Source organism: Pseudomonas qingdaonensis (assembly GCF_018398475.1).
Classification (GTDB): domain Bacteria; phylum Pseudomonadota; class Gammaproteobacteria; order Pseudomonadales; family Pseudomonadaceae; genus Aquipseudomonas; species Aquipseudomonas palmensis.
Window position 1 is genome coordinate 3,592,588 of the sequence record NZ_CP074676.1, and the last position, 11,649, is coordinate 3,604,236.

General features: G+C 51.8%; 7 protein-coding genes and 2 tRNA genes. 2 read left to right on the forward strand and 7 right to left on the reverse strand.

All coding sequences use genetic code 11. The annotated features are described in order from the left end of the window. Window positions 1–10 precede the first annotated feature (10 nt). Window positions 11–1,042 (forward strand): CHAT domain-containing protein, encoded by a 1,032-nt coding sequence (locus tag KH389_RS16320; RefSeq protein ID WP_100633660.1) that lies wholly within the window; start codon window positions 11–13, stop codon window positions 1,040–1,042. Window positions 1,043–1,346: 304 nt separating this feature from the next. Here the strand turns inward: KH389_RS16320 and KH389_RS16325 are convergent, their stop codons facing one another. The 7 genes from KH389_RS16325 to KH389_RS16355 form a co-directional block, all read right to left on the reverse strand. After that, window positions 1,347–2,909, reverse strand: coding sequence for a hypothetical protein (locus tag KH389_RS16325; protein WP_100633658.1), 1,563 nt, complete (start codon window positions 2,907–2,909; stop codon window positions 1,347–1,349). Continuing rightward, entirely contained in the window at window positions 2,878–3,930 is a 1,053-nt protein-coding gene (locus KH389_RS16330; RefSeq protein WP_100633656.1) for a nucleoid-associated protein, read from the reverse strand. Before KH389_RS16330 ends, KH389_RS16325 begins: the two co-directional genes overlap by 32 nt. An 848-nt stretch (window positions 3,931–4,778) precedes the next feature. Then, entirely contained in the window at window positions 4,779–5,435 is a 657-nt protein-coding gene (locus KH389_RS16335) for a hypothetical protein (RefSeq protein ID WP_100633654.1), read from the reverse strand. Then, the gene (locus KH389_RS16340) at window positions 5,404–8,784 is read right to left on the reverse strand and encodes a hypothetical protein (protein ID WP_100633652.1); all 3,381 of its coding nucleotides are present in this window, start codon (window positions 8,782–8,784) and stop codon (window positions 5,404–5,406) included. Before KH389_RS16340 ends, KH389_RS16335 begins: the two co-directional genes overlap by 32 nt. 149 nt (window positions 8,785–8,933) lie before the next feature. Next, window positions 8,934–10,361, reverse strand: coding sequence for a tyrosine-type recombinase/integrase (locus tag KH389_RS16345; protein ID WP_100633650.1), 1,428 nt, complete (start codon window positions 10,359–10,361; stop codon window positions 8,934–8,936). A gap of 218 nt (window positions 10,362–10,579) precedes the next feature. Continuing rightward, window positions 10,580–10,669 (reverse strand) — tRNA-Ser (locus KH389_RS16350). A gap of 23 nt (window positions 10,670–10,692) precedes the next feature. Continuing rightward, window positions 10,693–10,801 (reverse strand) — tRNA-Ser (locus tag KH389_RS16355). Between the two features lie 121 nt (window positions 10,802–10,922). Here KH389_RS16355 and KH389_RS16360 point away from each other — a divergent pair. After that, window positions 10,923–11,594 (forward strand): Bax inhibitor-1/YccA family protein, encoded by a 672-nt coding sequence (locus KH389_RS16360; protein ID WP_043860836.1) that lies wholly within the window; start codon window positions 10,923–10,925, stop codon window positions 11,592–11,594. Window positions 11,595–11,649 lie beyond the last annotated feature (55 nt).

The window sequence follows — 11,649 nt, forward strand, 5'->3', positions numbered from 1 at the left end:
GATCTGACCGATGAGTACCAGCCTCTATCGCACCCAGATAGCGCAGCATCAGCGCACCATCGCCAGACTTCAAGGCGAAAAAGTAAAGAAGGTCAAGGCAGCAGCAAACGCGGGCAAGAAAAGCGCCGACGCCAGCGCAGCTGCGGCCAAAACCTCATCGGTCTCAACGATGAAATCGAAGCTGCGTGATGCAATGCGCTACGACAGCGAACAGACCAAAGCGCTATCGGAAGTCAGCCAACTGGAGAAAAAAATCTTCGAAGCCCAGAAACGGCTCACCCAGAGCGAGCAGCGGCTTACCGAGGTGCTCAAGCGTGAACAGCGACGCTCTGACGCAGCACATGAGCAACGCATGCGGCAGATCAATGACGGGCTATCCCGCCATGAAGAACTCCACGATCAAACCGCCAAGGAGATCGAAAAGCTGAAGGCCTTGCCCGAGAAAATCACGGTCGTGTTCTTTGCCGCAGACCCCGGTAGCGATAAGAGCAACAGGCTTCTGCTGGATGAGGAAGCTCGTTTGATTGGCGAGAAGATCAGGGCATCCGAGCACAGGGATGTGCTTGAGTTCCACACCCGATGGGCAGTGCGGCCCATGGACGTTTTCCAGGCAATGAACGAGCTCAAGCCAACCATCGTCCACTTCAGTGGTCATGGCACGAGTGCCGACACGCTGGTGCTTCAGGACGATCAGGGAAACCCGAAACATGTTCCTTTGGAAGGCATCGTAAGCGCTATGGCTATTGGCTCTGAAAACCTGAAGCTGGTCTTCTTCAATACGTGCCACTCGTTCAACCAGGCCGAAGCATGCATACGCCACATACCGGCAGCGATTGGCATGAACCGCGACGTGGGAGATCTCCCCGCTCGATTCTTTGCCGCACAGTTCTACTCAGCGATCGGTTTCGGCCATTCCGTCCAGAGAGCCTTTCACCAAGCCAAAGCCTTGGTCGCGATGGAGTTTCCAGGCGAAGAAGCCATACCTGAGGTGTATGAGCAGGATGAGGGGTCGCTGGTTTTGGTGAGGCCTTCAGAGTTTTGATTGCACTCTTGCCCTGATTTGCTTTGTTCGGGAAAGTTTCCAAGCAAATGCTGCGCTTTCCACTAGCAGGGTGGAGAACATTCCATGAAGAGCTTACTGAAAAAGTGGTTGACACTAACACTGTATGCACATACAGCTAGCTCGTCAACCCACGGTTCCCTCTTCAACTAGCGAGCAACACAGCTTTGCAATGTGCCTGGGTAGAGTTGCGCTACAAACAGGATGTTTGTGACGTATTGAGATAGCTCCTAGCGGGGCTTTTTTCGTTTTTGTGCCCGGTCGGCTGCCCAGAACTGTTCGGCTTTCACGTAACCCTCTCTGAGCTCTGCATAATCGACCGCGCAGCGAAAATCCCCTGATCAAACCTTGCGGGGGTCTCCCTCTTTTCCAACGGTTTCGACGGGACGTGTTCTTTCTGCTCCGGGTTCGGTTGTGGCTTTATCTCAGGCCGAGTCGTAGCTGGGTCGTCGACAGACGGATGCGGGGTTGCTGGAGCTTGAGGCGATGGAACGGCGAGCGTAGCCGCTGAGGGTGCAGGGGCGCTATAGGTAAAGGCGTAAATAGAAATACCCAGCGCCGCGAGCCCAAGCATCGCAGTACCTCGGCAACTGACCCTGTAGAAGAGCCCCTCAGCTTGCTCAATGGGCTCCCCAACCATTTTCTTGAATTCAGCTTCAGACAGAAAGCGATACAGCTTTGGCTGCCAGTCCTTACGCAGCTTTCGCTGGATGCTGATGAACTTTCGGCCCGACATCACGTTCAGTACCGTGTAGCCAAATGCGACCGCCATTACGATCGAGATCAGGTACGGGTTGATCTGCAACGTGAGCCTCGCGGCAATCAAGCCCAGGCCAACAGTCAGCGCCGTGGAGATCGCGGCAATTGATTGGCGAGTCGCGTCTGTGGCCTTCGACGTTTCCTCCGTCACGGCCTTACGAAGATCTGTAAGGGATTTCAGTGTGTCTTTGGTGATTTCCGAGACCGCCATCTGATAAGCGATTCTCGCGCAATCCAAGGCAGCGGCCAGGTTCTCCCTGAAGTACTCCTGTACCTCCCCGTCCGCCCGACCGGAGCGCGCGATTTCGGCGGACAACAGGATGTGCTTCACCTCTGCTTCCCGCGCGTTATCGAACACCCATGCCGCTGCTTCCTGGACAACCTCGAAGTCTTTAAGCGAGATGGATGGAGTCCCCTCGACCGCCGCTGGGATTGTCAGGTTGAGCTTGGGCGGCCCTTTGAAGGTGAGCTTGCTACCACTGGTGTCGATTTCATTCGCAAAGCAACAGCTGAGGGCACCGAACGCCTGCGCTGCCCAGAGCATGTGTAAAGGATCAGCCTCATCGAGATGGTGTCCTTCTGCGAGCAACCAATGGCGCACATCCTCCGGTACTTTGCGGAGGGTCGCTGATTCTTTCACCAGGAGTCGAGGTGACTTGGTCGCCTGTGATTCGGTGTAGTCGCCCCCTTCACCCCAACCACAATATGCCCTCGCTCTGGTATTGAAAGGCTGAGTGAGGCCAAGCAGGTGCCAACGTGCAGCAGCGTGTCCATTGACCAGGAACGCCTTGAAGCCTACTTCCGTCGCCACATAGAGGGCCTGTTCCTGGACATGATCTTCCGGAAGTGGCTTCTCCAGCTCAACGCGGAACGGCCCGAAATCTTCATCCTCGTCATCGACGTCAGTTTCGCTGCTCGCGCAGTCGTAGATCGTGAATGACCAGGCAGCAGCGACAGCGGCTTTCTTGATCGACCGAGCAGTTTCCGCTGATAGGTCGGAAACGATGAGGGTAAGGTTGCCCTCTGTGATTAGCGCCTGACGCTTGCGCGATAGCTCGTTAAGCAGGCTGGCCAGGCTTTGGTGTGACAACGCTGTCCTCCTTGACTCGATCTGTATCGACGATGATTTGTTTCTTATCTCCGTCGAGCTGTATCACCTGGACGTTGGGGTTTTCCTTCCGATCGGGGAAGAGAATGGTGACGCCCTCAGCCGTGACGATCTTGCGCATGTAGGGCTGACGGAGGATCCGGCGATCGGGCTTGAAGCTCAGCTCGTGCAGCTTGCTCTTCCTGACACGACTCCGAGTCTCACGCTCCAGGCGGTTGGCTATTTTCTCATCCTCAGGATGTCCCGCTGCCATCATCACTGCCTCAACGATCGCCTCTTCATCAATGCGTCGACGAGTGCCCAGGTTGGCTTGGGCCCGCTGCAGCGCCTTGGCTATATCCTGACCGGGCAGGTGCTCAATGCAGGTCTGCAGCGCAGCCTTTAGGACTTTGCGGGTTATCTCGCTCAGCTCAGTGTCCGAGACTGCTCTACTCACAGCCAAGAAATCGGCGAAGTAGTCGGCAAGATCCACCCCTTGCTTGGTGCGATCGGTAGCCGAAATGTTCTGGTCGGCAACCCCGCTGATCACCCGAATCAGTGCCGTTTTCTGAATGGCCTTCTTCTCGTCTACCAAAGCATTCACGATACGCCGCAGCTTCTTTCCTGGAGCACCGTCATTCTGCTCCAACGCAAGCTTGTAGTCGTACTTGATCAGGCTGTAGATCTTCACATCCGGGTCTGCGACAGACAGCTCGAACATCAACAGAACGCCATCAGCACTGCCGCCCACGTGCGCACGGTTGAAACTGGCGGCTAGGGCCTGAGCGCCGGCCACGAAGGACGTGTCCGCACTTGCGATCGCCTCGACCTCGTTACGGGTCACCGATACCGCTTTGAACATGAAGACCGGCGCGGTGGCCATGTCCACGATCTTGCCGATGAAGAACGCTTCCTCCTCCAGAGCCCGCTCTGGCATGGCCGCGAAGTCCTTGGTACCCACGACATGCAAGATCATCCGTGTGATCTTGAGTGAATCAATCTCTTCGTCCGAAAAAAAGCTCATGCCATCTCCATGGAATCTGCCCCCCTCCTGAGCAGGAAGAGGAACCACCCGCCTCGGCATGCGCCCAGGCGACAATTAAGCATCAATTGCAGCCTGCAGGGCCGATGGCCACTTTCGCGGAGGGCTAGGATGTAATGCTGTGGCCGGAGCATATCCGGAAAGAATGGCCAGCAGCCAGTACAACAGCGCTGTGGGTGCATTAGCCAACTTAAGCAGCGTAAGGCCATCCCACAGTCGCCAAGCCGATCAGCTTTTGCTGCCAGAAATCCTCACAACCGCCTGGCTCCTCCATAAAGAGTACATTTGTACCAAAACGCTACAAGTTTCTGCGTTGGGTTTCTCAATGGACGAAACTCTGCTAATTCACATGATCCGGAATGGATGAACGAGTGAGCTATTAGAGAATGTTGCATCTCAACAGAAATTAGTTAGAGAAATTATTAATAAATATCATTGACACCAATGACATCTAGCAAGCGAGCCAAGGCTTGGGAAAATCGACGGATAGCATGAAGAATTAGATAGTGAGTGAAGTGATCATGCTTTAACCAAGGACTAACCTCGAACGCCTAATTCGCTCTAACAATGCGCTATTTATGAATGACTATGTAACTCAGTAGAACCACCGGCAAGGCGACCATCCAGCGGAGCGATGTTATTAAGTCAAACACTCCACCTACGCAGCCCCGTCACCCACGCCATCTAAATCTTCTGAAAACCACTTGATATCTAATAGCACAAAATATAAAGCAACGGAAACTGACTTTGACTCCATTGATTTATTGCGGACACACTAAAACCCGGAAAATTCCGAACAAAATCAAAAAAGGGAAAAATTTGGATGCTCTTTAACTCAATCGCTTCCTAATTCTATCTAGCTCTCTAAGCTCATCCAATGTCGATATTTTAGCCCAAGGCCCATAAAATCCTGGCTCTGGGAAGTTTTCGGACTCCTCCCCTTCTAGAACTGTTTTATATATATCTGCCGCTTGCTCTACCATGCCATCAATCATCTTTAAGAATGTAACCAACGCATGCCTTAAAGTCTCAGACTCATCCACCACAGCTTGATCTATCTTTCCCTGCGTTGGCAAAGCCACTAAATCAATGCTTCTAATCTTTTCTTTAAGCAATAAATTCTGCGACTCAAGGCTCGCATTGCGTATCCTCAAAGCTTCTATATCGGTTATGACACTACCTGAAACTGCCTCCACGGAAGCCTCCGCCCCCAGGAAGTCTTCAAGTAGCTTACGGTAACTTGTATTCCTGAGCAGCGTAACGTGGCTCACAGGCTTACAAAGCTCCTCACGCTCTGAACCCGTCTGAGCGAAGAACGCTTTTAACTCAAACTCCGTTACCAGCTTAGCCACATCCTTGGCTAACCTGGTAACATTATTATACTTAGCATTAGAAAGAACAATCAGTGCCTTTCTAATAAACTCTATACGCTGTTGTCTATGATTTTCCCTATACTCATCGAACGTGTCCTTTTTCGGGTTCAGCATCGTGTTTCTCCACTTGGCTGTGCCCGATCCTATTGGTTATTAGCAAATCGGGTTTCACGGGCACTGGCGGTTTGGCTGCCGCCTGACTGATCTTGAAGACGTCCATAACGTCTAGTGCCTGTGAATTTACCATACTGCCAATTTGCGAAGCTAACGCCACGCCTGGTGGATGCTCGCTGATATTGAGGACGCTATCTAGATCCCCCTGCTTCATTAGCAACATTGCTCGAAGATAGGCGAATTTAGTATCCAGATCGGCGCTAGATGCGTCCGGAAAATTCTGGACGTCGATGAGCCGTTTGACCAAATGCTCCCCCCCGGTGAGCTCCACCCGCTTGAAGTGGGTCAACAGATCATCCTTCCTGGGAACGAACAGCTTATTCGCCTGCCCATTGAGTGCCATTTGGTACAGCTGCTGCTCGACAGCCTCGTACGCAAAGGCTTCACGAGCATACCTATCGTGATCCTCACTCAGCGTCTCGATCACCTGCCGATCAGCTGCGGTGCGTTTGAGACTCCGATAATGTTTCAGCTTGCGGAGCACCTCTGCCATTAACTCTTTGCATTTGTCCTTTTCGGCACTGATTGCCGGTAGGTGACAAACTCCGCGAATGGCGTAATGACACATATCACAGGGCCTGCCAGCCCCCAGCAGCTCCAAAATCTCTTTGGGGCACCGATTGTTGAATGGACAGATGTGAGTTGGGTTGTAGGCAAATACCGTATCCTTACGAGCCCTTAGAATCTCAATTCCGCTTTGATCTTCCTTCACTCCAATCAAGCTGATCAGCCCATGCGTTTTAATAGCTTGAGCGGGATCAGTTTTGATGTCAGCAGCTAATCGTGCATTGAGCTTGATGACCGCAGCAGCCAGCTCCGGAGCCTCTGCATCGTTGAGTTTCTCTGTGTTTTTCAGCAAATAATTCGCTAGTAGTTTCTGATGATTCGGAAGGTCATCCTCTTCAAATACAGAGTAATACCACACATGCGGCTCGGACTGACCTGTCATATATTGACCGACAACCCATGCAGGGAGGAACCTGACTGCTTCCGAGACGAAGCCAGCGCGCAGCCCGTGAGGCGTATAATCACTGACCATAGAATCAACAGTGATCCCCGCAAAGAACTCGTCGGTGTAAACAATAGGGATCTCAGCCCCACCATTTCTCCTTCTTACGAAGACCAGGTCAGGGACTTTCAGATCTTTGAGTTGATTATGGATAAAGCACTGCAAAATCGACAGCATCACAGGATAATATCTATAGCTCGCCCAACTATTTTGCCCTTCCAGTGGCATTCTGAACAATGGCTTGAATTTGCCAAATTTAGAGCTCTCCTTATTTCCGTACCATAAAGGCTCGCTGTAGTTTTGCGCACTGCACTGTCCGTACCATTTCCTTTGCCTATCAAGGATGGCCATCACCGGACGAGCAACAATCGCAGTCCATTCGCCATGCGACTTATCACTACTAACAAACAGCGGCGACAGCTGGCTACCACTACTGCGATCCAGCATGCAATCGTATCGATCTTTATCAAGCCAGATGAGATGCTTCTGACGAAGGCCAGTCTCACACATAAGCTGCGTCAGGCGAACGTGATTAGGCACGATCCTCGGCACAACTTCGCCCCCAATCTCATAATCGATCGTACGATAGAAACGGGGAAGAAATTCAAACTTATGGATTTTTCCATCGCAGTAGAAAATAGGACAATAGTTCAATTTGCTCTGATCAATAACCGTGACCCGAGCCTCCCCCCTACCCCACATCGACTCCCATTCAGAAGATTCTTGCAGTTCGGCTAGACTAGGTTGATACAGCGCCCCCTGAATGACCCCTGGCATTTGACCGTCAGCCATCATATTCAGATGCATAACCAAGTATTCCATGGAATAAAGCATACTCACAAAGGCACCAAAGTACGCTCGGGGAATTGGCCGTTTGACTGTACCGCTCCGCCGCCTCACCGGTGGATAGCAGGCTGACGAAAAATTGTTCGTAAAACGATCAGCATTTGGGATGGTGAACCGGTGCTCTTGCACCCAATCACAAAACTCGTCTGCACAAAGGACGCGCGAATACCACGACTCATTCCCCCAATCGTTAAACCTAGCGTAGCACTCAAGAAATTTCAGAAATGTCATGGGAGGTTCTTTCTCATACACAAGAACCCCATCTACAAAGTTAGCCTCACGAGTAAAATACAACACGCAATCGTAATCATTGAAAGTAGCCGGGTAATCTCGCAGATCTCCATCGCGAGCCAGGAAGAAATTAGGCAGATAAGTCGACAAGTATGCCAACTGCAAATTCAGCAGAAAAATCTGAGTTTTTTCGCTTTGCAACCGCTTCGATTTTACAAATGATCGGAAGGTGGCATCCACTCCAGCACAGAAGACCCTGACCTTCTCAGGCAACCTAGCATAAAACTTCGCACCACCCTCTTGCATATCAAATACAGGTTTAAGCATGTACGACTTGACGCAACGAGTGAAAAGAGCATCAAGATCTACGGGCTTAACGCCATTCCCATACTCGACGCCCTCGTCAAACGCGATGTCTGCAGCCGTCTTTTTTGCAGGTTTCTTTCTATTTTCCCGAGCAATTCTATTGATGTCGTCGATTTCCCTCCTGACTTCCGCGACTACCTCTTCTACCATTCCCCGAGCTGCAACGTTATCCCCGGCCAAAAAATACAGGAACTGCAACACACGGTATTGTCCAAGAGACTTTTTTCGCCCAATACTATCTTTATAAACCGCAACACAGTACTCCCGAGTCAAATCATCCGAACAGTAAACCTGACCACTTAGCAACAGCTTAGTCCAACGTGTATAAGCGCTCTTGTCAAAATGACGATCGTGCTTGCTGGCGTATAACTTGTCATGATTCATATTCTTTCGTATCTGTTGGAGCGCAGGCGCTCCACCCAATGCGATCACTTTTTCAAGGACGCTATCCAGATGGCTTACGGCCCTCATCGAAAGAGGCAGGATGACCTGCCTCCTCGACCACATGAGAATAAAGACTAGCTTGAAGAAATTTGCGAGGGCCTGTTCTTGCCGTGGAGTGCACGAAGTCAGCTGGGGATGAACATCCGCGAATTTCGCATCAGGATCATCAGTGCAGCAATTCACCAGCGCACGATAATGACTTTTCTCCCACAACGAGAAGTTAATCATCGCCCCCTGAAAATAACTATCAACCTGATAAGTTGCATCGGGAGTTACCCCTGAAGAGTGCTCCTGATAGAAAGCTCTGACCTCTTTGCAAGCGCCTTGAATCGCAGAGGCGATCTCCGAACCAGGAATCAACCACATCATGGAGTTTTTGTATAAAATCTTCATACCATCTTTACTCTTTAAGCAGAACGAAATAGCGAATTTTGGACAAGAGAAGCCCACAGGACGCACTTTCTAATTAAGTGCGCCCGGATACTCCGCGCGTTTTTTGACTAGACGTTATTTACAGGGGCCAAATAGCACCAAAAGGTAGATCAGGCTTCGCTGGTTACAAATTTTTCAAGATGAGCAATTTGCTGCCTCAAATGCTCAATCTGTACCTTAGCTACATTGAAGGTACCATCTCGCATTCTCATAAGGTTCATCGCAGCCATGGACGCTCGAAGCATGTGGCTATCTTTGCGCGCATATCGCTGGACTGCAGTAGCGGAGGAGTGCCCAAGTAATTTCTGGACAACGCCAAGCTCGAAGCCAAAGGCACCAGGTTTGAAAGGATTTGGGCAGTGATTGTGCAAGTAGTACGCATACATATGGCGAAGAGCATGAAACCCATAGCTCTCGCCCGTCAACGCTTTAGCGGCTGCGTTGAAGCGCTCCCATACGGCTTGATAGGAGGATGGCATGCCCTCTCCGTTGATGAGGTTCCTAAACAGAAAATGATGCGACACAGGCCTGTGGCGCTTCATTTCCAGAGCACGCTGCTCGGCGATGTAAAGATCCAGATTCACCCAAAAATGAGAAGCGAACGGCTCTATCAAGAAGGTTTCGGGGTGCAAACGCCCTTTGTGGCTCAGCTTGCTGATAGCCACATCTGTCATGAAGCGGGACAGCTCTTTGATTCGAGTGTTCGGATCGATGATCTGAACGTAGTTGTCAAATGGCTTCCCAGGATAGATACATACATCAGACGTAAACATCGTCAGCGCTTCTGAGATACGGCAACCGCAGGCCGCTAGCAGTGACCATAGCGTCTTGTCCCTGAGGCACGTCGCGCTCTCGATAAGCTTCACACACAGGTCAATCGGAAAGACTTTTTCATCGCCACCATAGCTATCAGTATGTGCCATGGTTGACGGCTTGGAGGTGGCGACCAGCCCCACCTGTCGTATCCGTTTTGCCCCACCCGCTATGCATCCTGCCAACCAGCTACTGTTGCCAATTGCAATGCTGATCTTCGTAGGTGCAGCTACGTACTGAGAGGTGATTGCCGGCAGCGCTGAAACGAGATCTTTGCCTACGTAGCCGGTCTCCTGGAGCTGAAGGATTGCCTTTCTGAAAGTCTCACTCGCATCGATGAAGTTATTGACGGCAGTAAGGTGCTTCCGGATCGAGCTACCCCCCATTTTCCGGTCACCCAAAATCCTCGCGACGGATCGGCTCAGCTCGACACTGCTGCCCGAGCCATAAGCCAGGAAATTCTCGTACCCCTCGATCGCTTCAGTCAGAAGCAAAGGCGTGAGGCCCCCATTCAGATCGGCAACCACCTGGATGTATTGGATGAACAGCAGCACTGCTGGGCCATAGGCTTTCACTGTGTTCCAGGCCTGACGCTTCGAGAGCTCGAAGATCCAGGTGTCAAAGAACTCGCTGGTCACCACGTCAGCAGAAAGCATGCGGTACGTTGGCCTTCCGGCGCGAAACGTTTCCATGATGCTGACCGACACATCTACCACTGCAGCCATTAAGCCCCCGTCTCGGATGTAGGTTTGCTGGAATGGGCAAACCCCTAAGGTGCAACTACCAGTTGCAACGGGTGGCGATACTGCAACAAGACGCAACAACACGCAACCAAAACGTTGCACATTTTAGTTTTCTTGTGGGCCTGGTGAGGTTGGGGTTAAGAAAATCGAGACGAAAAAAAAGGGCCTAGATTGCTCTAGGCCCTTAATTCATTGATGTTTGGCGGGAAACCAGGGATTCGAACCCTGGGAACGCTCTCACGTTCGCCGGTTTTCAAGACCGGTGCATTCAACCACTCTGCCAATTTCCCGGGATGTTCGTAGCGCGACTGGACAACAGCGCTATAAGATGCAACTAGAAGGGGCCTTAGATAAGAACTCTAGGATAGTTGCCCATCGACGGTTTTCAAGACCGTTGCCTTAAACCACTCGGCCACGCTTCCTCGTATTGCGGGCGCCATAATACCGAAATGAAACAAGCTGTCAAACTCTCTAGGTGGCTGGTCTGCGCGCCTCTGTTATGATCTTTGCATCTGAACGTTTCAAACCCACAGGAGTGTCGCCATGCGCGAACAGGATTACGCCGTCAACCACGGCCTGCAGGTCGAACAGCAAGAGGTCAGCCGCGTCCTGCGCAACACCTATGGCCTGCTGGCCATCACCCTCGCTTTCAGTGGTGTCATGGCCTATGTAGCCCAACAGATGCGCGTCGGCTACCCGAACATTTTCGTGGTGCTGATCGGCTTCTACGGCCTGTTCTTCCTCACCAACAAGCTGCGTGATTCGGTATGGGGCCTGGTGTCCACCTTCGCACTGACCGGTTTCATGGGCTTCCTGCTCGGCCCTATCCTCAACCGCTACCTGGGCATGGCCGGCGGCGCTGAAGTGGTCAGCTCGGCATTCGCCATGACCGCACTGGTATTCGGTGGTCTGTCGGCCTACGTGCTGATCACCCGCAAGGACATGAGCTTCCTGGGCGGCTTCATCACCGCAGGCTTCTTCGTGCTGCTGGGCGCTGTGCTGGCAAGCTTCTTCTTCCAGATCAGCGGCCTGCAACTGGCGATCAGCGCAGGTTTCGTGCTGTTCTCGTCGGTGTGCATCCTGTTCCAGACCAGCGCAATCATCCACGGCGGTGAGCGTAACTACATCATGGCGACCATCAGCCTGTATGTATCGATCTACAACCTGTTCGTCAGCCTGCTGCAACTGTTCGGGCTGATGGGTCGGGATGACTGATCCGAGCTTGGTTGGTTGAGTGTTGAAAAAGCCCGCTTCGGCGGGCTTTTTTGTG

Bases quoted from the DNA above. Each gene is read 5' to 3' on its own strand.
- KH389_RS16320 (WP_100633660.1), top strand. From the start codon at position 11: ATGAGTACCAGCCTCTATCGCACCCAGATAGCGCAGCATCAGCGCACC.
- KH389_RS16330 (WP_100633656.1), bottom strand. From the start codon at position 3,930: ATGAGCTTTTTTTCGGACGAAGAGATTGATTCACTCAAGATCACACGG.
- KH389_RS16335 (WP_100633654.1), bottom strand. From the start codon at position 5,435: ATGCTGAACCCGAAAAAGGACACGTTCGATGAGTATAGGGAAAATCAT.
- KH389_RS16340 (WP_100633652.1), bottom strand. From the start codon at position 8,784: ATGAAGATTTTATACAAAAACTCCATGATGTGGTTGATTCCTGGTTCG.
- KH389_RS16345 (WP_100633650.1), bottom strand. From the start codon at position 10,361: ATGGCTGCAGTGGTAGATGTGTCGGTCAGCATCATGGAAACGTTTCGC.
- KH389_RS16360 (WP_043860836.1), top strand. From the start codon at position 10,923: ATGCGCGAACAGGATTACGCCGTCAACCACGGCCTGCAGGTCGAACAG.